Raw genomic sequence first — 20764 nt, 5'->3', positions numbered from 1 at the left:
CTCCACATCATTTCGATGGGATTGAGGTCCGGGGAGTAAGCCGGCAGGAAGCGGACTTGGGCCTTGGCCTGCCGGATCAGATTGAGGGTGTCCTCGTTTTTATGGGCGCGCAAGTTGTCCATGATGACGATGTCTCCGGGACGCAGGGAGGGGACGAGGATCTGGAGCACATAGGCTTGAAAGACCTCGGTGTTAGCCGCGCCCTCAACACTCATGCAGGCGGTGGTGCCGTCCAGGCGCCCGAGGAGATCATCGTGGTGGTGTGCCAGTGTCCATGCGGAGCATGGCAGAGCAGACGTTGGCGCCCGAGGGGCGCGACCCCGTAACCGGGTCAGGTTGGTCTTGGCCGCCGACTCGTCGATGAACACGAGCCGCGCCGGGTCGAGGCCGCCTTGGCTGCGCTTCCAGCGGCGGCGGGCTTGCGCGATATCGGGGCGGTTTTGCTCGGAGGCATGGAGCGTCTTTTTTTATATGTCAGCCCCAGCTTGTCCAGAGCCCAATGGATCGCTCCGACCGTATAGCCTAAGTCCAGACGCTCCTTGATTTCGGCCAAGGTCAAGTCCGGATGCTGCCCCACCAATGCCTTCAGTTCCGGCCCATGATCAGGCAATAAGCGTGCCTTGCGGCCCGAAAACCGATGCCGGGCTTCGATCAGGCCAGTCCGGCGCCGTTGCTGGATCAGCTTCTTCACCATCCCCAACGACACCCGGAAACGCTGAGCCACCTCGGCCTGCGTGCACTTGCCTTCATCGTAGCTCTCCACGAGCCGCCGTCTCAAATCCAACGATAGCGTTTTCATCACTACCCACTACCAGATCCCAGAGAAAATAGCTACAGTTTTATTTGAAACGCTCTAAATGGCCAATTGTTAATGATTGGATGCTGAGCGTAGAAAACAGCAATTAACCATTTAATCATTTAGCCATTCGGTCTTTTTGTAGCAGCTACGACTTTACTTAAACCGCTCTAACCACCGTTTGCCCTGGGGGCGTGAAAGCACCCCAGGTTGCAGGCTATTGCGGTTGGGCACGGGGCCAGCCCTTCTCTAGAAATTAAACTTGTAGCGGCTGAGGCGCTGGCGGATTTCGCCGATGACACGCTTTTCCTCGTCCTCGCCGTGGGCTTCGAAGGTGACGGAGAAGCGCACGAAGTGCCCGGCGTCATCCCACGGGACGGTGCTGATGAGCAGCTCCTTGATGAGGAACTGGGAGAAGCCTTCGGCGTCGCCGAACTCGATCTTCTGGCCGTCCTTTTCTGCCGAGGTGGGGATGCCAGTATAAAGGAAGAACGAGCCCTTGGGCTTCTTCGCATCGAAACCGGCGGCCTTGAGGGCCTCGACCAGCAGGTCCATGCGGCGGGAGTACTTGGCGCTGATTTCCTCGGTGATCTGCGGGGTGTCCAGAGCGACGGCGGCGGCCTTCTGGATGGCCAGGAACTGGCCCGAGTCGCAGTTGTCCTTCACGTCGGAGAAAGCCTTGACGATGAGCGGGTTGCCGCAGACCCAGCTGATGCGCCAGCCGGTCATGTTGTAGCTCTTGGAAAGGGAGTGCAGTTCGACGGCGACATCCTTGCCGCCGGGGACCTGGAGGATCGACAACGGCTTGCCCTCGAAAATGAGCGAGGCGTAGGCGGCGTCCTGCACGATGACGAGGTCGTTTTCCTTGGCAAAGGCGATGGCCTTTTCGAAGAACTCGACCGTGGCCGAAGCGCCGGTCGGATTGTTCGGGTAGTTCAGGACCATGACCTTGGCGCAGGCCCGGACGTGCTCGGGGATGGCGTCGAGGTCGGGCAGGAAGTCGTTATCAGCGGTCAGGGGGCAGTTATAAACCTCGCCGCCGAGGTACTTGGCGTGGGTGCCGAAGATCGGGTAGCCGGGCACGGTCATGATGACGGTATCGCCGGGGTTGATGAAGCACAGCGGCAGGATGCGCAGGGCGGACTTGGAGCCGATGGCGTGGATGACCTCGGTCTGCGCGTCCAGTTCGACGCCGTAGACGGCCTTCATGTAGCGCGAGACGGCCTGGCGGAACTCGGGGCCGCCATTGTCGGCGTAGCCGCGGTTCTCGGGTTTGTTGGCCTCGTCGCAGAGGGCCTGGATGACCTGCGGGTAGGCCTTGTCGTCGGGCTCGCCGACGCCCATGTCGATCAATTCGGTGCCCGGATGGGCGGCGCGGGCGGCTGCCTTGGCGCGCTTGATCTTCTCAAACTTGTAGATGGCGGTGGACTTGCCGTAGTTGGCGCCGCCAATGCGTTCGGCGAAAAGTTGCTGGATGTAGGGATCGTTCATGTCGAAAAAGAGAAAGGCAAAGCCATGCGGGGCCAAATGGAAAGGAAATTCTGAGGGTTCAGGATTGAAGGGTTCAGGGTTGAGTGTTAACGGATGATCTTTAGGTTTTTCATTCAGCACATCATTATCCAATCAATTTAAAGCCATCCCCCCATGCAGGTTATTGAATCTCCTCAGGAAATGCAGTCGTGGGCCATCCGTATGCGCGGCAAGGGCAAACTGCTCGCCCTGGTGCCGACCATGGGGGCGCTCCACGAAGGGCACCTCTCACTCATCGACGCCGCCCGCCAACGCGCCGACCTGACCGTGGTCTCCATTTTTGTCAACCCGACGCAGTTCGGCCCCAACGAGGACTACGGCAAATATCCCCGCCAGTTGGAGGCCGACATCGCCGCCTGCGAAGCCCACGGAGCGGACATTGTTTTTGCCCCAAAGCGGGAGGAGATTTTCCCGGCCGACTACTCGACCTACGTGAACGAGGAGTTTGTCAGCAAGCACCTCTGCGGCCTGACCCGGCCCGGGCACTTCCGGGGCGTGACCACCGTCGTGACGATTCTTTTCAACCTCTGCCGCCCGGACGTGGCCATTTTCGGGCAAAAGGACGCTCAGCAGGCCGCCATTTTGAAAAAAATGGCCCGCGACCTGTTCATGCCGGTCGAAATCGTGGCCGCACCCATCGTGCGCGAGGAAAGCGGCCTGGCGCTGAGTTCGCGCAACCGCTACCTGGAACCCTCCCGACTGGCCGAGGCGGCCAAGATCCAGCAGGCCCTCAAGGCCGGGCAGGATCTGGTCAAGGGCGGCAGCACGAGCGTTGACCGCGTCAAGGCCGAGGTCACCCACCTGCTCGCCCAGAGCCGCCTGATCCGCATCATCTACATCGAGATCGTGGACCGAGAAACCATGCACCCGGTGCGCGAAATCACCCCCGGCAAGAGCCTGCTCGCCGTCGCCGTCTGGCTGGAGGAAACCCGCCTCATCGACAACGTCGAGCTGTAGGAGCGGAAATCATTTAACCATAGAGGACACTGAGAACACAGAGGTGGGTGAGGATTGGACGGTTTGAATCCCGTCTCGCGTGTTGATTTTTTCGCAGCCTTTTTATCTCAGTCTTTCTTTGCGTCTTTGTGTCTTTGCGGTTAAATCTTCTTTAAAAAACCTCTCTGTGTTCTCTGTGCCCTTTGTGGTTAATATTTAATCAGTGAAAAACTACGATGTCATCGTGGTCGGCAGCGGGATTGCCGGCCTGAGTTTCGCCCTGAAGGTGGCGGCGGCCGGAAGGCGCGTCGCCATCATCACCAAGAAGAACAGCGCGGAGTCCAGCACGAACCACGCGCAGGGAGGGATCGCCGCGGTGACTTCGCAGACGGACGACTTCGAGCTGCACGTGGCCGACACCCTGACCGCCGGGGACGGCCTTTGCCGCGAGGACGTGGTGCGCGAGGTGGTCAGCGCCGGGCCGGCCCGGATTGACGAGTTGAAGCGCATCGGCGTCGAGTTCACCAGCCTGGAGGACGGGCGGATTTCGCTGCACCGCGAGGGCGGGCACTCCAAGCGCCGCATCCTCCACGTCAAGGATCTGACCGGGGCGGCCATCGAGGAGGCGCTCCTGCACGCCATCGCCCAGGATGCCAACATCGACATGCTGGAGCACCACTTCGCCATCGACCTCATCACCCGGGGCAAGCTCCAGCTCGAAGGCCCCGACGCCGTGCTCGGCCTTTACGCGCTGGATGTGCAGACGGGCAGCGTGCGGACTTTTTGCGCGCCAGTCATTCTTTTGGCCACCGGCGGGGTGGGGCAGGTTTACCAATTCACGACCAACCCCGCCATTGCCACCGGCGACGGCATCGCCATCGCCTACCGGGCGGGCGTCGAGGTGCGCAATATGGAGTTCATCCAGTTTCACCCGACCGCGCTCTACACCCGCAGCAAGGACCGTTTTCTTATCTCGGAGGCCGTCCGGGGCGAGGGGGCGATTTTGCGCAACTCCGCGGGCGAAGCCTTTATGAAGCGCTACGACGAGCGCGGCGACCTGGCTCCGCGCGACATTGTGGCCCGCGCCATCGACTCGGAGATGAAGCGCTCCGGCGACGAGCATGTCTGGCTCGACATCACGCACCAGGACGAGGCTTCCATCCGCGACCGCTTTCCCTCCATCTATGAGGGCTGCAAAAAAGTCGGCATCGACATGGCCCACGAAATGATCCCCGTGGTTCCGGCCTGCCACTACATGTGCGGGGGGATTACGACCGCGCTTGACGGCACGACCGGGCTTGACGGCCTGCTGGCCTGCGGCGAAGTCGCCTGCACCGGCCTGCACGGGGCCAACCGCCTCGCGAGTAACTCCCTGCTTGAGGCCTGCGTGCTCGCTCACAACGGTGCCGAGACCGCGCTCAAGTATCTCGAAACCCACGCCAACGGCAACCACGAGATGCCGCTGTGGCGCGACGGGGACGTGCGCGACCCGGACGAGCGCGTCGTGCTGCACCACAACTGGGACGAACTGCGACGCACGATGTGGGACTACGTGGCCATCGTGCGCACGGACAAGCGTCTCCAGCGTGCCCGCACGCGTATCCAGAACCTCCAGCGCGAGATCACCGAGTATTACTGGAATTTCAAGGTCGAGCCCGAGCTGCTCGAACTGCGCAACCTCATCCAGGTGGCCGAGTTGATCGTGGACTGCGCGCTCCAGCGACGCGAAAGCCGGGGGCTGCACTTCACCCTCGATCACCGGGAAAAACTCGAGGTCGCTCAGGACAGCGTCGTCCGGCGTTTCCGGGGCTAGGGGCGTCTTGATCCCGCCCGCGTGCAACCTCGGGATTGCACTGGCAAGGAACTTGCATAGGGTCAGGGACATGGATTGGTTATACGAAGAAATCTGGGGCAACGAGCTTTGGCGGTACCTGTTGGTGCTGGCGTTGATCGGCCTGGCGGTTTTCGTCGGGATGGTAGTCAAGTTTTTCCTCAAGCGCTGGTCGGCGCGGGAGGAGGTGAGCGGTCACGCCATCATGGCTTCGGGGTTGATGGCTATTGCCGAGTCGAGTATTTTCCTGTGCTTCAGTATCGGGCAAAACCTGGCCTTCGACCTGACGCCGTTTCCCGAGGGGGTGGATAGTTTTCAGGAGGTCGCCAGTGACCTGATCACCTTGATGGCTATCACCCGGCTGGCCTGGCAGCTCATTCGGATTCCAGAGGCGTGGATGCGAGTCATTGCCAGCCGAGACGGCTCCACGCTCAACTCCATGATCGCGCCGATGGTGCGCAACAGCCTGCGGGCGGTGGTCGTGGTGCTGGCGCTGTTGCAAGGCATCCAGATCATCAGCAACCAGGACTTTACCACCATCCTGGCCGGGCTGGGCGTGGGGGCGGCGGCGCTCGCCTTGGCCTCGCAGCAGAGTGTATCGAACTTTTTCGGAGCCATCGTGCTGTTTGTGAACCGGCCCTTCGATATGGGCGACCGCATCGTCTATGCCGGCTCGGACGGTACGGTCGAGGAGGTCGGGATCATGTGCACCAAGCAGCGTTCGCTGGAGGGGCACCTGGTCACGATCCCCAACGGCAAGCTCTCCGGCGACGTCATTCGTAACATCAGCAAGCGGCCCAACCTGCGCCAGATCCACAACTTTACCATCACCTACGACACCCCGCCGGCCAAAATCCGCCGGGCAGTGGAGATCGTACAGGAGTTGCTGGATAACCACGAAGGCATGCACGAAAGCCTCCCGCCGAAGGTCTTCTTCAATGAAATGAAGGCCGACAGCCTGAACATCTTCTGCATCTTCTGGTATCACCCGGTGGACTGGTGGGCGTTTAACGCCTTTAACCAGAGCCTCCTGCTCTCGGTCTTCGAGCGCTTTGCTGAGGAGGGAATCGACTTCGCCTTCCCGAGTCAGACGGTTTATCTCGCCGGGGACAAGCGCCGCCCGCTTCAGGTGGACGACATCAACCTCAAGGGGCTGCCGCCGGAGGTTCAGGAAATGATGAAAAAGGACGACGGCGCGACCCCTTCGACCTGAGCTTCGCCCAGGCGGGAACACTTGGGTCGTTCGCGGCTCTAAATAAAGCATCGGCCGCACGGCCTGAACTCTCTGTCTGAACACAGTTTTTTGCGTTGCCCTGGAAGCACCGGGGCAGCCAAATATCCTCAGTCCCATGTTACCGGAAAAACCCAGAGTGGCCATTGTCGGAGCCGGGGCGATCGGCGGCTATTACGGCTGCATGCTCGCCCGCTACGGCTGCGACGTGCATTTCCTCCTGCGCAGTGACTACGACACGGTGATGGAGCGCGGCTTCCTCATCCGCCGCCCGGAGGAGAGCTTCACCATCCACCCCGTCCAGGGCTATCAAAAGTCGAAGGACATCGGCCCGTGCGACCTCGTTGTCGTCGCGGTCAAGGCCACCGCCAACCGCCACATGCAGAAGCTGGTCGCCCCGCTGGTGGACGGGCACACGCTCGTACTTAGCCTCCAGAACGGCATGGGCAACGCCGAAGCGCTGGCCGAGTTCATCCCGGCCGTGCAGATCATGGCCGGGCTGTGCTTTGTCTGCCTCAACCGCGTGGAGCCGGGCGTGATCGAGAACTACATGCCGGGCCGGATTTTCATCGGGGAGTTCATGGGCAGCTACCGCGAGCGCACCATCGAGGTGGTCAACCTCTTCGAGCGCGCCGGGGTCGAGGCGTACTTCTCGCGTTCGCTCAACGAGTCTCTCTGGCGCAAGCTGATCTGGAATATCCCCTTCAACGGCCTTTCCATCGCCGCCGGGGGCGTCACCACCGCCGAGATCATGGCCAGCGAGCACCTGACCAAGCTCGCCTATCTGTTGATGAAGGAGGTGCAGGCCGCCGCCCGCGCCCACGGGCAGATCATTCCGGACGATTTTCTGGACTTCCAGATCGAGGAGACGCGAAAGATGGACGCTTACAAGCCCTCCAGCATGCTCGACTTTGTGGCCGGACGCGAAGTCGAGGTCGAGGCCATCTTTGGCGAACCCCTGCGCCGGGGCCAGTCGAAGAATGTTGTCATGCCGCGCCTGGAGACCTTGTATTACCTGCTCAAAGGGCTCTGCCCCTCCTCCGAGGCGCACCCCAAGCGTAAAAAGAAAGCCTGAACACACAATTTTTCCCCAATGGACCGTATCGCCGACGCCTTTTCCCGTGCCAAAGCTGAGGAGCGCACGCTCTTCGTTTCCTACCTGTGCGCGGGCGATCCCGACCCGGACACTTCCTTTGAGGCGTGTCGCACGCTGATCGAGAACGGCGTCGGTCTGATCGAGCTGGGAATCCCGTTCTCGGACCCGCTGGCCGACGGCAAAACCAACCAGCACGCCGCCGAGCGGGCGCTGGCCGCCGGGATGGATCACGCCAAGTGCCTGGAACTCGTGCGCCGTATCCGCGAAATCAGTCAGGTGCCGATCATTTTCTACACCTACTACAACCTCGTTTACGCCCACGGCGAAGCCGACTACGTGGCAATGGCCAAGGCCGCCGGGGTGGACGGCATGCTCGTGCTCGACCTGCCTCCCGAGGAGGCCACCACGTGGATGAAAACCTGCCGCGAGGCCGGGATGAAGACCGTTTTCATCATCGCTCCGACCACGCCGCCCGAGCGCGTGGAGACCATCGCCAACGCCGCCACGGGCTTCCTCTACTACGTCTCGCAGCTCGGCGTGACCGGCGTTCGCGCCACGCTGGCCGGGGACATGCGCGAAAAGGTGGAGGAAATCCGCCGCCACACGGACCTGCCGGTGGTGGTCGGCTTTGGCATCTCCAAGCCTGAGCACGTCCGCGCCGTGGGCGCAGTCGCCGACGGGGCCGTCGTCGGCAGCGCGTTGGTCAACTGCCTTGCCGCCAACACCGATAACCCCGCCGCCGCCCTCAAAGCCCTCGCCGAAACCGCCCGCGAGCTCGTCACGGGTTGCTAGGGCCTGATCACGCAGGACAAGCGTTTGGCGTTCGATTCGATATACCAACGAGGTTCAGTCGCTTGCGCCGCCCGACAAGGCCCTCAATTGAGGTTCGTTCCATAACAGGCGGCGTCGATAAAAGCGGACCTGCGTTTTGCCGGATTTTCCGCAAGAGGCGGGCCGATATTTTTTCGCTTTTTTGAGCGGATCATTGTCACCGGAGGCTTTACAGATATTCGTATCATGACCGTCTATTATTATCGGGACAGGTTTATCGAGTCGGGCCGGGAGGTGGTCCCGGTCGAGGAACGCGCTTTCAACTACGGCGACGGCATTTACGAGGTCGTGCGCTTCGAGGCTGGTCACGGTGTCGGGTTGACCGAGCACCTGGAGCGCCTGCGAAATAGCGCCGAGGCCATCCGCCTGCGTCTGCCGCATCCCTTGGAAAAAATCCGCGAGATCGTGGTCGAGGCGGCTTCCCGGGTCGGGGCCGGGGCGGTCGATGTGTATTTCCAGATCAGCCGAGGGGAAGCGCCGCGTTCGCACGCCTTTCCTGACGCCGAGCCGGTGCTCGCGCTTTTCGCCCGTCCGGGCAAGACCTACACGGACGAGTTCCGCCGGGCTGGGGTGGGGGCGATCACCGTTCCCGATGAGCGCTGGGCAAACTGCTGGATCAAATCCCTTAACCTGCTCCCCAACGTCCTGGCCAAGCAGGCGGCGGTTGAGGCTGGGGCCTACGAGGCGGTCTTCGTCCGCGACGGCTTCGTGACCGAAGCCTCCGCCAGCAACGTCTTCGGCCTGCACGGCGATGTCTTTTATACCGCCCCGGCGGAGCGGGAGATTTTGAACGGGATCACGCGCCGTTTCGTGATCGCTGCGATCCGCGACCTCGGCTACACCTTAAAAGAGGAGCGCATGAGCGCCGCGTTTTTCGAGCAGGAGGTAGAGGCGGCCTTTGTCACCAGCACGACGATGGACATGATGCCGCTCAACTCCGTCAACCGTCGGAAGCTCCCGCCGCCGCCTGCCGACTCGCCCCTGTGGGCCGTGCTCAACCGGATGCGCGAACTCAGCCGCTCCGGGGTAGCGGTTGCATGAGTCGTTGTGGGGGGCTCCGTTCGGGTGCTCCTCCGCGATTCGCTCGCATCAAAAATGTCCAGTGTGGACACGCACCGCGGGTGCGGGCTGCGGAAGCCCGCATGCCCTGAACTACTTGCCGATTTCCTGGCGGACGCGTTCGACGATACGGGCAGTTGCGCCCTGGTTGGCGGCGTGCCAGGCGCGTCCGGCGGCGGACATTTTTTCGCGCCGGGCGGGGTCGCGCATGAGTTCGAGCAGGGTGGCCTTGACGGCGGGAGCGTCGGGCTGGCGCAGGGCGGCCCCGGCCTCTTCCAGCTGACGGCAGATGTGGCGGAAGTTACTCATCCCCGGCCCGTAAACCAGCGGCAGGCCGAGGGCAGCGGCTTCGACGGGGGTTTGGCCCCCGTCGTTGGGCGGGACGCTCTTGCCGATGAAGGCCAGCGTTCCGGCCTGGCTGAGACGGAGCATTTCGCCGGTGGTGTCGGCGACGTAGATTTTGACCGGGCCGGGGGCCTGCTTCGAGCGGGTACGCAGGTGCCAGGGGAGCGGCTGCTTGTTTAAAAGTTCGATGATCTCGCCCCGGCGCTCAGCGTGGCGGGGGATAATCAGCAGCCGCGTGTCGATCCCGGCGGCAAGGGCGTCGTTGAGGATGTCGAGCAGGAGGGCTTCCTCGCCCGGCCAGGTGCTGGAGCCCAGTAGCACGAGCGGAATCGGTTGGCTGGCTTCGGGGGCGGTGAAGCCCATTTCGTGGTGCAGGGCGGCGATTTCCTCCGGGCTGAGCACGGGCTTGACCTCGACATCGAGCTTCATGCTGCCGGTGACGGCGGTCGTGGCAGGGTCGGTCCCCAGTGCGAGGAAGCGCTGGCCATCATTGGGGGTGGCGGCGAGGAGCCCGGCGAGGCGGCCCATCAGGCGACGGCTGACGGCGGGGAACTTTTTATACCGCTGGAAGGAGCGGTCGGACATGCGCCCGTTGATAAGCAGGACGGGGACGCCCCGCAAATGGGCCTGGTAAAGGTGCTCGGGCCACAGTTCGGCCTCCATCAGGATGGCCAGGTCCGGCTCCAGCCGCCGCCAGGAGTTGCGGCTGAAGGGGAAAAAATCCAGCGGGAAAATCCCGACCTTGAGCACCTTCGGGCTGAACTCCTCGCGCAGGATCTTGTAACCGGTGCTGGTGGTGGTGGTGACGATGACCTCTACGCCGGGAAGCTCGTGCAGCGCGTCCACCAGCGGAGTGAGGGCGCGGATTTCTCCCACACTGACGGCCTGGATCCAAATGCGTTTGGTGCCGGGGCGCTTGGCCGGGGGCCGGTCGATCAGCCCGAAGCGGTGGTGAAAGTCATGGCGGTAGCCGCCGCGCTTGTACATCCGCCACCAGTAGTACGGAAGCGCGATCAGCAGCGCGGGCAGGAAGAGCAGCCGGTAGAACCAAATCATGCGAAAAGGAACTTTTTTACACGTTAGCCGGACGAATGAAACACAATTCTCGCGCTTGCCGTGACGGCGCGGCCGCTTAGGCTGTCACTTTTCCCTCTTTCTATGAACAAACGCCTATCTATCCTCTCACTGTTAATCCTGCTGCCGCTGTGGGCCGCCGCCCAACCGGCCTCCGGCGATTTGCCCTCCGATCCGGCTGTGACCTGGGGCCGCCTCGACAACGGCCTCGTTTACGCGCTCATGCCGAGCACCGAACCGCCGGGCAAGGTCAGCATGCGCCTGCTGGTCGAGGCCGGTTCGCTGATGGAAGTCGAAAACCAGCGCGGGCTGGCGCACTTTCTGGAGCACATGGCCTTTAACGGCAGCACGCACTACCCGCCGGGGTCGCTGGTGGAGTACCTTCAGCGCATCGGGATGGGCTTCGGCAACGACACCAACGCCCACACCGGTTTTGACGAGACCGTTTACAAGCTCGAACTGCCCGGCAACACCGAATCCCTGCTCAAGGAGGGCTTCCAGGTGTTGGCCGACTACGCGGGCGGGCTCCTGCTCGAAGAGGAAGAAATTGACCGTGAACGCGGCGTCATCCTGAGCGAGCTTCGCGCTCGCGACTCGGTTGATTACCGGACCTTTGTCGCTTACTGGGAATTCCTCTTCCCCGATTCGCTGCTGCCGGAGCGCCTGCCCATCGGCCTGGCCGAGGTAATCGAGAATGCCCCGCGCGAGCGTTTTGTTGAGTTTTACACCCAGTGGTACCGCCCGGATAACATGGCCGTCGTCGTGGTCGGCGACATCGAACCGGCTCAGGTCGAGCCGCTGCTCCAGGCCGCATTCGCCCCGCTGGAAAATCCCGCTGCCCCGCTGGCCGAGCCGGACTTGGGCGAGGTCGGCTCGCCCGGCCTGCACACACGCCTGCACAGCGAGCCGGAAGCCCCGGCGACCGAGATCGGGCTAATGACGGTGCGCCCCTTTGACAACCCGCCCGACTCGCGCGAGCTGCGTATCCGGAAAATCATGACAGCCGCCGCCAACCGCATGCTGAGCCGCCGCTTTGAAAAGCTGGCCAAGGAGCCGGACGCGCCCTTCACCGAGGGCGACGCTTACGCCTACGATTACCTGGACTTTTTTGAAATGGGCGGCGTCGAGTTGACCTGCCGCCCTGAGCAGTGGCAGGCCGCGCTCAAGGTGGCCGAGCAGGAGCTGCGTCGCGCGCTGGAGCATGGCTTCACCCCGGCGGAGGTCGATGAGGTCAAGGCCGACCTGCTCAAGGGCTACGAACGCGCCGTGCAGGAGGCCCCGACGCGGTTGGCCCGCTCGCTCTCCTCGGCGCTCGCCAGCTCGATCTCGAAGGGCAATGTCTTCACCTCGCCCCAGACCGAGCTGGAACTGGCGCAGGCCGCCATGGCCGACTTTGACGCGGCGCAGGCGCTCAGCTCCCTGCGCGAACTCTGGAGCGGCGACAATCGCTACGTCTTCATCAGCGGGAACCTCACGCTGGGCGAGTCCGATCCGACGATTGAGGATGTCTTCGCCGCCAGTATGGCCGAGGCGGTCGAGCCTCCGGCCCAGGTCGAGGCCAAGCCCTGGCCCTATACCGACTTCGGCCCGGCGGGCGAAGTGGCTGAGGAAAAAGTCATCGACGACCTCGACATCCGCCAGGTGGTTTTCGCCAATGGCGTGCGCTTTAATTTCAAGCAGACCGACTTCGAGGCCGGAAGCGTGCAGGTCGTGGCCCGCTTCGGTGGCGGTGAGCTGAGTTCGCCCGCCGACCAACCGGGCTTGAGCGCCTTCGCCGACATGGTGTTTTCCGCCGGTGGGCTGGAAGCCCTCAGCGTGGACGAGTTACGCCAGACCCTCGCCGGTAAGGATGTGGGCGCGGGTTTCAGCGTGGACACCGACGCCTTTGTGCTCGGCGGCGGTTGCTCCCCCAAGGACATCGACACACAGCTTCAGTTTATGGCCGCCACGCTGACCGCGCCCGGCTACCGCGAGGAGGCCGCCCGCATCGCCCGGCAGCAGTACGCCGAGCTTTCCGTGCGCACGGCCCACACGCTGGAGGGCACCATGCGCGATCAGGTCAGCCGCTTTCTTTCCGGCGGGAGCCGCTTCTTCGGTATCGCGAGCAAGGAAGACTTTGACGCCCGTACAATGGACGAGCTTCGGGCCTGGCTGAAGGAACCGCTCGCCAGCGCCTATCTCGAAATCTCCGTCGTGGGCGACATCGACTACGCCACCGCGCTCAAGGCCGTGGCCGCGACCTTTGGCGCGCTGCCAGCGCGGGCGAATGCGCCCGAGCCCTTTACCACCGAACGCGAGAGCGTCCACTTCCCCGAGGGGGTGGCGGACAAGCAGTTCACCTTCGAGTCGGAAGTCCCCAAGGCGGTCGCGCTGGCCTACTGGCCGACGGTTGACTACTGGGACATCCAGCGCACGCGACGGCTGAACATCCTCTCCGAAGTCCTCGCCGACCGGCTGCGGATTGAGGTGCGCCAGAAGCTTGGCGAAGGCTACAGCCCCTACGCCCGCAACAGCAGCAGCGAGACGTTCAAGGACTTCGGCTACCTCTACGCGCTCAACCTCTGCGACCCGGACAAGGCGCAGGAGCTGGCCGCACTGCTGGACGAGCTTGGTCGCACCCTGGGTACGGGCAATATAACTCAGGACGAAACCGACCGTGCTCTCAAGCCGATGCTGGCTATGCTCAAGGACTACCTGCGCACGAACGGCTACTGGCTCAACCGCGTGCTCATACGCTCGCAGCAGAAACCGCAAATGCTGGAGTGGGCCCGCACGATCACGGAGGACTATTCCTCGATCACGGTGGACGATCTCAATGCGCTGGCCAAGGAGTACCTCGGTCAAACCGAAGGGCTGAAGATCACCGTCACCCCGCAGACGAAGTAGAGCCGCCTCTTTGTTGCGGCTCGAGCCGTTTTCATCTTTCACTGTAAGGCAGCAAGGGCGCAGAGTTTTTTTAAGGAAACAGCTTTGCGATCCTTGCGTCTTTAGGGTGTGAAGAGGATGAACCTGCAACGGCTGCAACAGGTGCATCTCTCTGTGCGCTTGTGGTTAAAAAAAAGAGGGCTCACACGGAGGCACAGAGGCACGGAGGGGGGAAAGAGAATGATTAAATGGCTGAATGGTTAATGGTTGGTTGTCGGGGGCAGCCGTTTAACAAACAGCAATCAACCTGTCATCTTCTCCCCCTTTGTGCTCTTTGCGTCTTTGTGGTTAATAAAATCTCCCTCTGTGTTCTCTGTGCCCTCTCCGTGTGCTCTGTGGCCAAAAAAATAGCCGCTCAAAACTTTCCGGTCGCGCCCTCGTCCGCGTCGAGATCAATCACTTGGTCCGGGCTGAGTTGATGGCGGAACCACTTGCGCTGTTTGGCGACAAGGCGGCGCGTGGCCTGATTGATGGCCGCTTCCAGTTCGGCGGGGGAGAGTTCGCCACGCAGCATTTGCAGGACTTCGCGGGTGCCGATGGCTCCGGCGGCGCTGGGGTTTTGCTCAAGCCCCTCGGGGATGAGGCGCTCGATCTCGGCCACCAGACCGTCGTCCAGCATCTGGCGGGTGCGGACGGCGATGCGCGTGTGCAGGCTCTCGCGGGCGCGCTCCAGGAGGATGACCCGCCGGGGGAAGGCGTCGAACACGCCGGGCTTTTTCAAGAAATCGCGCTCCAATTCGGCCACACTCCGACCGGAGGCCAGAGAGCGTTCCAGCGCCCGCGCGACGCGGCGCGGATTCATCGTGTCGAGGCGACCGGTGTCGGGGCTGACCTCGCGCAGCCGCCGGAGCAGGCCGGGGAGGCCCTCGGCGGATTCCAACCGCGCCACGCTCTCGCGTACCTCGTCGGGCACAGGAATGTCGTCGGCGACGGCGGCGAGAAACCCCTTTAGGTAAAAACCGCTGCCACCGGTGACGAGCACGCGCTTGCCGCGGGCGTGGATGTCGGCCACGGCCCGGCGGGCGAGTTCGAGGTAGTCAACGACCGAGAGCTGGCGGCTGACCGGGGAAACGTCGATCAGGTGATGGGGGACCTGTTCGCGCTCGGCGGGCGTGGGCTTGGCCGTGGCGATGTCCATCCCGCGATAGACCAGCGTCGAGTCGCAGGAGACGATTTCGGCGTCGTGCGCGCGCGCCCACGCGAGCGCGAGGGCGGTCTTGCCCACGGCGGTCGGCCCGGTGAGAATAGTCAGGGTACGGGATGCATCCACGTCGCTCATGCGTGGGAACCATGCCAACTGCGTCCGGCCTGATCTGCAACGCCAAAGGGCACTTCGGTTAAGCGCACATGACGAGGTTGTGCCCAAGGCCGTGCAACAGGACGGTGTCGAAATAGGCTCGGCTGTTGCCTGATTGTTTCAATCCGGCCATTGCGATTTAGGATGAGTTAAGTTTACTGCTATTTATAAGATTAATAACCTGATTCTGCATTTATGCGGGATTCACGGTAAGGTTCCTCTTAACGGTGTCGTTCTAACAAAAAACGCCGCATGAAAATCGCTCTCGTCACAGAAACGTTTCCGCCGGAGGTGAACGGTGTCGCCATGACGCTGCGGCAATACGTCGTCGGCATGCGGGCGCGCGGCTATGAGGTGAGCGTGGTGCGTCCTCGCCAGCAGGCGGACCGCGACGGGCCGTTGCATGATTTTCCGGAGCATCTGGTCAAGGGTTACGCGGTGCCGCGCTATGAGGGACTACAGTTTGGCGGATTCTGCCGGGGGCGACTCAAGCGCCTCTGGCGTGAGGAGAGGCCAATGCTGGTGCATGTCGCGACGGAGGGGCCGCTCGGCATGGCGGCTTTGTTCGCCGCCGGAAGCCTGGGGATTCCTGTTGTCTCGACCTACCACACAAACTTTCATTCCTACGGCGACCACTATGGCTATGGCTGGTTCAGTTCGCCGCTGATGGCTTACCTGCGCTGGTTCCACAACCGCACCTTGGCGACATTCGTTCCGTCTGAGGATTTGAAGCGGACGCTGGAGGAGGCCCGCTTCAAAAACGTGCGCATCTTCAGCCGGGGGGTGGACACGCGGCTCTTTGGCCCGCACCGACGGAGCGAGGCACTGCGGCGAAGCTGGGGTGTGGAGTCGGCCGCACCAGTCGTTGCTTACGTGGGCCGGGTGGCGGCGGAAAAAAATCTGCCCTTGACCGTCCGCGCCTTCGAGCGTTTTCGCGAGCGTCATCCCGCGGCGCGCCTGCTCGTCGTCGGGGACGGGCCGGAGCGCAAGAAGCTGGAGCGCGAGCACCCGGAGTATATTTTTGCCGGGATGCGGCGGGGGGAAGACCTGGCCGCGCATTACGCGTCGGCGGATTTGTTCTTTTTCGCCAGCACGACGGAGACCTTTGGCAACGTCATTACCGAGGCGATGGCGAGCGGGCTGGTTGTATTGGCGTACAACTACGCCGCAGCGCTTCATCATGTGCGTGACGGTGTCAACGGCTACACAGCCGCCTATGACAACGACACGGCTTATCTCGCCGCGGTGGACCGGCTTTGCGACGATGAACCGAGCTGGCCCGGCGTTAGTGCCGCTGCCGTGCGTACGGCGAAGGCGCTCTCCTGGGACGCGGTTCTGGCTCGTTACGAGTCCGATGTACGGGCGACGCTCGGGGCGGATTTCAAGTTAGCATTTACCTGATATGACGAATGCGTGACGGTGCGGTTACGTGGGAGTTAATTTAAAGGTTATGCACAACTTGCCTTTTGACGATGTGAATAACCGGGGGTACATAGAGGCTTAAAATGATCCGCGTGATTCCAGCCTTCCCGCGATGAAAAAGCCGGTCCTCAAGTTCAAGTCCATCATCCTTTCGGACGTCCATCTGGGCACGCCCGACTGCAAGGCGGACGAGGTGAACCACTTCCTCAAGCACACCCGCTGCGAACGCCTCATCCTCAACGGCGACATCATCGACGGGTGGAGCCTGAAGCGCCGCCTGAGCTGGGAGAAAGGGCACACGCGGTTTATCCGGCGGGTGCTCAAGATCGCGGAGAAGAAGGATACCGACGTGATCTACATCCGCGGAAACCACGACGACTTCCTGGCCAATTATTTGCCGCTTGTTTTCGACCGTATCCAACTCGTGGAGGAGTACGTCCTGCCGACCGCTAACGGCGACTACCTGTGCATCCACGGGGACTGTTTCGACGCCGTCACCACGCACTCGAAGTTCATTTCCATCCTCGGCGATATCGGCTACCAGAGCCTGCTCAAGTTTAACCGCTACTACAACAAGTACCGGGCGCTTCGGGGCAAGGAGTACTTCTCGATCAGCAAGGCGATCAAGGCCAAGGTCAAAAACATCGTCAACCATATCAGCAGTTTCGAGGACCACCTCCAGGCGCTGGCGGAAAAACGCGGCTGCACGGGCATCATCTGCGGGCACATCCACACGGCCGAGGACAAGATGATCGGTGACATCCATTATCTCAACTCCGGCGACTGGGTCGAGTCGCTCACGGCCATCGTCGAGCACGAGGACGGGCGCTTTGAACTGCTCGACTACCGGGAATTTTGCGAGCGGCTGGAGGCGCGGACCATTGTGCAGGCACAGCGGACGGCAACTGCTTCGGGCGGCCCGGTTTTGTGGTTGAGCGAGGAAGAGCTGGCTCAGGCCTGATGGAACCCCGGAGGCGGGCTGTGGTCTATTCGTATTAGGTCGGGTGAAGCCCGGCATGAGCGCTTTTTACAAAACAACAAGTGTCCGTGCGCGAAGGGCTTATGACTTGATAACAGGTTGAAACGTGATATACTTGAACGTCTATGGCTAAGAAAAAAAATAATCCCGCTCCCGCTAGCAAGAAGGTTGTTGATAGTCTGCGTGTCGTCCTGGCCGACACCTACGCACTGATGGGGCAGACCCACTTGTGCCACTGGAATGTCGAAGGGCCGAGCTTCTTCGCACTGCACACCGCCTTTGAGGCTCAATACACGGAACTGTTCACCGCCGCTGACGAGATTGCCGAACGTATTCGCGCCCTCGGTGCCTACTCGCCGGGTGGTCTGCGTTCGCTGGCCGACATTTCCGGTCTGAATGAACTGGGCGAGGAGGTGAATGCCGAAAAGATGGTGGCAAGCCTGGTCGAAGACCACACCAAGCTGATCAAGGACGCCGCCAAGGCCCGTGATCTCGCTGGCGAAGCCAAAGACAACGAAACCGAAGACCTCATGATTGCCCGCATTCAGGTTCACGAAAAGACCGTCTGGATGCTCAAGAGCTATCTCAAGTAGGCTTGTTGCAAAGTATAGTTTTTCGCGTGCGGCGCGGGTCACTGACCTGCGCCGTTTTTTTGTAGAAGTGGTCTGGCGCTTCTCATTTGGAGCGAGATTTGTGCCCCCAAAGGCGCAGAGCCGCAAAGGGCTTCGGGGAGTTGGGCTACGCGCCATTTTCTCCCTTCTTTGCGACTCTGCTGCCTTTGTCGGTTAATACAAAAAAAACGCCCCGCTTGCAGGCGGGGCGTTTTGGAAAGAAGAAAGTTTACTCGGGGCGCGGGCTTAGAATTCCTCGGGAGTAGCCATTTTGTCGCCGACGGCGACGAGGTCACGGATGATGCCCTGCGCGGTCGCGCCGGAGTAGTAGAAGCTGAGCGTGCGGAGGGTTTCCTGCAAGTCGTCGGCCTTGGCGTCGATGGCGGGCTTTTCCTTCTTTTGCACGTAGAGGAAAACCGCGTCCGGGCCATAGCGGAGCATGGGGGAGACTTCGCCCTGCTTCATGTCCATGAGCTGGTAGAAGTAGTACTGCGGCAGCCCCTCGGGGATGTCCATGATGGTGAAATCCGTGAAGCTCTTGGGCTCGAATCCGGCCTTGCGGGCGACGGCGGAGAAGGAGCCGCCCTCGTCCACGGCCTGCTGGAGCTGGCTGTGAATCTGCTCGCCGAATTCGGTGAAGGCGCGGTTGGTCTCGACGGCGGTGTAGTCGGCCACCACGCGCTCGCGGACGGCATCGAGTTCGGGCATTGTCGCAGGAGTCTGCTGGCCGCGCAGGACGACGTAGGCTCCGTCGGGGCCGACGATGGCGTCGCTGTAGAGGCGGCGGTCGGTGAGGGCTTCAGCGGCCTCGGCGGCCTGCGCCGGGAGCGGGAAGTCCTGCGGGAGCGAGCCGACGCTGAAGGACGGGGTTTCCTGCACCTTGTACCCGGCGTCCTTGATAAAGGCGGTCAGGGCTTCCTCACCGGCGTCGATTTTCTTGGCGGTGTAGGCGTTGTAGATTTTGACGGTCAACTGGCTGGCGGCTTCGGCGGCCTTGCGGGCGGCCTGCGGCTGCTTCCAGGCCTGGGCGACGGCATCGCGCACCTCTTCAAGCGGCTTGGCCGAACCGTCGGCGTTCTTTTCCCACTTGGAAATGTTGCGGATGTAGAAAGCGTCGAGTTCCTCGTCCGTCGGGGTGGAAACCTCGCTCAGGTAATCGGCGGCGGGGAAGGCGACGTAGTTGATCGTCATCTGCGGGGGGAGCTTGTAGCGCTCACCCGCCTGCTCGAAGAAGGTCTTGAGGGCGTCCTCGGTCGGGGTGACGGTGGTCTTGAAGCCACCGGCGTTCATCGTGGCGGTTTCGACGCTCCAGGTGGTGCGGGTCTGCTCTTCCTGGCGTTCGGCCAGGTAGGGCAGGACGTAGCCGGGGCCGGAGACGGCCTCGGCGGCGCGGTCGATGCGCCAGTCTTGCGTCAGGATGGCGACGACGGTCTGCTGGTCGTAGCGGTCCGAGTTGGAGACGTTGTCAACGAAGCTGGTGTAAATGTTGTTGCTGAAGACGCCGGTCTGAGGGTCGATGAAGGCGGGACGGGTCTGGATGAAGCTCATTAGTTGGGCTTCGGTCGGCTCGGGGATTTCCAGCGTGTCGGCCAGGTAGAGCATGACGGCCCGCTGCTTCATGGCGGCCTCGAAATTGATCTGCGAGGGGTTGCGGTTGGAGAGGATGAAGCTCAGCTCCACGCCCCGGGCCAGCTGCTGCTGCACTTGCTGCGAGGAAAGATTGAAGCCCAGGAAGTTACGCGTGTAGTCGGAGCGATTGGAGCTGCCGATACCGGGGGTGGCCCCGACCGTGAAGACGAAAGCAACGATGATGACGATGAGCAGGGCGCCAAAGAACCATTTATGGTGCCGTTGAATGATGGTCTGAATCCAGGAGATCATGGTGGGTGATTAAAAGAAAAGTGATGAAACGCGTCAGCGTGCCCACGGCGTGCCCCGGTGTCAATGGCGAAGGGAGCTGTCGCGCGGGCGACTTGCCCGCCCCGGTGGGGTCTGTTTCTAACCACAGAGGACACAGGGGGCACAGAGTTTTTTTTACTCAGCACACGACCTAGGGCTAACGGACATTCAAGTAGTTCTAAAGTATCTGTACATTTTGCGTCAGTGATGTTGTAAGGCATTGATGGCTAAGCGATATGAGCTAACAGATGAGCAATATGAGCAGATCAAGGATCTGCTTCCTGGCAAGGTTGGCGATCCCGGGCGCACCGCTGAGGATAACCACCGCTTCATCAACGGGGTCATGTGGGTGCTGCGTAGCAGCGCGTTTTGGCGAGACATGCCGGAGCGTTACGGCAATTATGAAACGACCTATAAACGCTTCAGCCGCTGGGCCAAGAAGGGTATCTGGGAACAGGTTTTTAAGCGATTATTGAAGGACCCCAAAAACGCATATGTGATGATCGACTCGACTCTCGTTAAGGCCCACCAGAACGCCACAACGGGAAAAAGGGGGCGATGTGTCAGGCTCTGGGGCGATCCCGTGGAGGACTGACCACGAAGCTGCACATGCTTTGCGATGCGCTCGGAAGGCCACTTAAAATGCACCTCACCGGTGGTCATTGCAATGACTGCACGCAGGCCGAAACGCTGCTTGAAGGTCAGCGTGCCCAAGCCGTCATCGCAGACAAAGGCTATGACTCAAACGCCATTCGGGCCTTCATCGCTAAGGCCAAGATGAAGGCTGTTATTCCCAGTAGATGCCACCGAAAACAGCAAATCCCCCACGACAAAAAACTCTACAAGCAAAGAAACAGGATCGAACGCCTATTCGGTACGCTCAAACAAAACCGCCGCATCGC

At 61.7% G+C, this 20764-nt stretch carries 16 protein-coding genes and 1 pseudogene; 11 read left to right on the top strand and 6 right to left on the bottom strand.

The window, feature by feature from the left end; all coding sequences use genetic code 11:
* From H5P28_RS09280 to H5P28_RS09270, 3 genes are all read right to left on the bottom strand, one after another.
* On the bottom strand, window positions 1–368 hold a 368-nt coding region (locus H5P28_RS09280; protein ID WP_185675436.1), incomplete at its 3' end, for a transposase.
* Entirely contained in the window at window positions 332–799 is a 468-nt protein-coding gene (locus H5P28_RS09275; protein ID WP_185673748.1) for a transposase, read from the bottom strand. The genes H5P28_RS09275 and H5P28_RS09280, both read right to left, overlap by 37 nt.
* A 246-nt stretch (window positions 800–1045) precedes the next feature.
* Window positions 1046–2287, bottom strand: a complete 1242-nt coding sequence (locus H5P28_RS09270; RefSeq protein ID WP_185675435.1) for an LL-diaminopimelate aminotransferase — start codon at window positions 2285–2287, stop codon at window positions 1046–1048.
* 153 nt (window positions 2288–2440) lie between these two features.
* On the opposite strand from H5P28_RS09270, the gene panC reads away from it, so the two are divergent.
* The 6 genes from panC (at window position 2441) to H5P28_RS09240 (ending at window position 9292) form a co-directional block, all read left to right on the top strand.
* The gene (panC, locus tag H5P28_RS09265) at window positions 2441–3283 is read left to right on the top strand and encodes a pantoate--beta-alanine ligase (RefSeq protein ID WP_185675434.1); all 843 of its coding nucleotides are present in this window, start codon (window positions 2441–2443) and stop codon (window positions 3281–3283) included.
* 202 nt (window positions 3284–3485) lie between these two features.
* Entirely contained in the window at window positions 3486–5075 is a 1590-nt protein-coding gene (gene nadB / locus H5P28_RS09260) for an L-aspartate oxidase (RefSeq protein ID WP_185675433.1), read from the top strand.
* A gap of 70 nt (window positions 5076–5145) precedes the next feature.
* Window positions 5146–6306, top strand: coding sequence for a mechanosensitive ion channel family protein (locus tag H5P28_RS09255; protein WP_185675432.1), 1161 nt, complete (start codon window positions 5146–5148; stop codon window positions 6304–6306).
* Window positions 6307–6442: 136 nt separating this feature from the next.
* Window positions 6443–7399: a 2-dehydropantoate 2-reductase gene (locus H5P28_RS09250; RefSeq protein WP_185675431.1), complete on the top strand. Its 957-nt coding sequence runs from the start codon at window positions 6443–6445 to the stop codon at window positions 7397–7399.
* Between the two features lie 18 nt (window positions 7400–7417).
* A complete protein-coding gene (gene trpA, locus H5P28_RS09245; RefSeq protein WP_185675430.1) occupies window positions 7418–8212 on the top strand; it encodes a tryptophan synthase subunit alpha in 795 nt (264 codons plus the stop codon).
* Window positions 8213–8437: 225 nt separating this feature from the next.
* Window positions 8438–9292 carry an aminotransferase class IV gene (locus tag H5P28_RS09240; protein WP_185675429.1) on the top strand — a complete coding sequence of 285 codons (855 nt, stop codon included), beginning with the start codon at window positions 8438–8440 and terminating at the stop codon, window positions 9290–9292.
* Between the two features lie 111 nt (window positions 9293–9403).
* Here the strand turns inward: H5P28_RS09240 and H5P28_RS09235 are convergent, their stop codons facing one another.
* Window positions 9404–10711, bottom strand: a complete 1308-nt coding sequence (locus H5P28_RS09235) for a 3-deoxy-D-manno-octulosonic acid transferase (protein WP_185675428.1) — start codon at window positions 10709–10711, stop codon at window positions 9404–9406.
* Window positions 10712–10813: 102 nt separating this feature from the next.
* Between H5P28_RS09235 and H5P28_RS09230 the strand changes: the two genes are divergently transcribed.
* Window positions 10814–13615 carry a M16 family metallopeptidase gene (locus tag H5P28_RS09230; protein WP_185675427.1) on the top strand — a complete coding sequence of 934 codons (2802 nt, stop codon included), beginning with the start codon at window positions 10814–10816 and terminating at the stop codon, window positions 13613–13615.
* A gap of 394 nt (window positions 13616–14009) precedes the next feature.
* Here the strand turns inward: H5P28_RS09230 and miaA are convergent, their stop codons facing one another.
* Window positions 14010–14933, bottom strand: a complete 924-nt coding sequence (gene miaA, locus H5P28_RS09225; RefSeq protein ID WP_185675426.1) for a tRNA (adenosine(37)-N6)-dimethylallyltransferase MiaA — start codon at window positions 14931–14933, stop codon at window positions 14010–14012.
* Window positions 14934–15203: 270 nt separating this feature from the next.
* Here miaA and H5P28_RS09220 point away from each other — a divergent pair, with 270 nt between their 5' ends.
* The 3 genes from H5P28_RS09220 (at window position 15204) to H5P28_RS09210 (ending at window position 17945) form a co-directional block, all read left to right on the top strand.
* Entirely contained in the window at window positions 15204–16352 is a 1149-nt protein-coding gene (locus H5P28_RS09220; protein ID WP_185675425.1) for a glycosyltransferase family 4 protein, read from the top strand.
* 133 nt (window positions 16353–16485) lie between these two features.
* Window positions 16486–17334 (top strand): UDP-2,3-diacylglucosamine diphosphatase, encoded by an 849-nt coding sequence (locus H5P28_RS09215; protein ID WP_185675424.1) that lies wholly within the window; start codon window positions 16486–16488, stop codon window positions 17332–17334.
* 143 nt (window positions 17335–17477) lie between these two features.
* The gene (locus H5P28_RS09210) at window positions 17478–17945 is read left to right on the top strand and encodes a Dps family protein (protein ID WP_185675423.1); all 468 of its coding nucleotides are present in this window, start codon (window positions 17478–17480) and stop codon (window positions 17943–17945) included.
* A 264-nt stretch (window positions 17946–18209) separates the two neighbouring features.
* On the opposite strand, the gene H5P28_RS09205 is transcribed toward H5P28_RS09210, so the two are convergent.
* Complete coding sequence (locus H5P28_RS09205; protein ID WP_185675422.1) at window positions 18210–19844, bottom strand: peptidylprolyl isomerase; 1635 nt, start codon at window positions 19842–19844, stop codon at window positions 18210–18212.
* A gap of 241 nt (window positions 19845–20085) precedes the next feature.
* On the opposite strand from H5P28_RS09205, the pseudogene H5P28_RS20120 reads away from it, so the two are divergent.
* Window positions 20086–20764, top strand: a pseudogene (locus tag H5P28_RS20120) (IS5 family transposase); the annotation flags it as partial.

Origin of the sequence: Ruficoccus amylovorans, from assembly GCF_014230085.1 — a bacterium.
Classification (GTDB): Bacteria; Verrucomicrobiota; Verrucomicrobiia; order Opitutales; family Cerasicoccaceae; genus Ruficoccus; species Ruficoccus amylovorans.
This window is presented reverse-complemented; position numbering and strand designations above follow the sequence as displayed.

What these genes read in the sequence shown, in the direction of transcription:
- H5P28_RS09220 (WP_185675425.1), top strand. Translation starts at nt 15,204, where the DNA reads ATGAAAATCGCTCTCGTCACAGAAACGTTTCCGCCGGAGGTGAACGGT.
- miaA (WP_185675426.1), bottom strand. Translation starts at nt 14,933, where the DNA reads ATGAGCGACGTGGATGCATCCCGTACCCTGACTATTCTCACCGGGCCG.
- H5P28_RS09270 (WP_185675435.1), bottom strand. Translation starts at nt 2,287, where the DNA reads ATGAACGATCCCTACATCCAGCAACTTTTCGCCGAACGCATTGGCGGC.
- H5P28_RS09240 (WP_185675429.1), top strand. Translation starts at nt 8,438, where the DNA reads ATGACCGTCTATTATTATCGGGACAGGTTTATCGAGTCGGGCCGGGAG.
- panC (WP_185675434.1), top strand. Translation starts at nt 2,441, where the DNA reads ATGCAGGTTATTGAATCTCCTCAGGAAATGCAGTCGTGGGCCATCCGT.
- H5P28_RS09205 (WP_185675422.1), bottom strand. Translation starts at nt 19,844, where the DNA reads ATGATCTCCTGGATTCAGACCATCATTCAACGGCACCATAAATGGTTC.
- H5P28_RS09275 (WP_185673748.1), bottom strand. Translation starts at nt 799, where the DNA reads ATGAAAACGCTATCGTTGGATTTGAGACGGCGGCTCGTGGAGAGCTAC.
- H5P28_RS09230 (WP_185675427.1), top strand. Translation starts at nt 10,814, where the DNA reads ATGAACAAACGCCTATCTATCCTCTCACTGTTAATCCTGCTGCCGCTG.
- H5P28_RS09235 (WP_185675428.1), bottom strand. Translation starts at nt 10,711, where the DNA reads ATGATTTGGTTCTACCGGCTGCTCTTCCTGCCCGCGCTGCTGATCGCG.
- trpA (WP_185675430.1), top strand. Translation starts at nt 7,418, where the DNA reads ATGGACCGTATCGCCGACGCCTTTTCCCGTGCCAAAGCTGAGGAGCGC.
- H5P28_RS09210 (WP_185675423.1), top strand. Translation starts at nt 17,478, where the DNA reads ATGGCTAAGAAAAAAAATAATCCCGCTCCCGCTAGCAAGAAGGTTGTT.
- H5P28_RS09250 (WP_185675431.1), top strand. Translation starts at nt 6,443, where the DNA reads ATGTTACCGGAAAAACCCAGAGTGGCCATTGTCGGAGCCGGGGCGATC.
- H5P28_RS09215 (WP_185675424.1), top strand. Translation starts at nt 16,486, where the DNA reads ATGAAAAAGCCGGTCCTCAAGTTCAAGTCCATCATCCTTTCGGACGTC.
- H5P28_RS09255 (WP_185675432.1), top strand. Translation starts at nt 5,146, where the DNA reads ATGGATTGGTTATACGAAGAAATCTGGGGCAACGAGCTTTGGCGGTAC.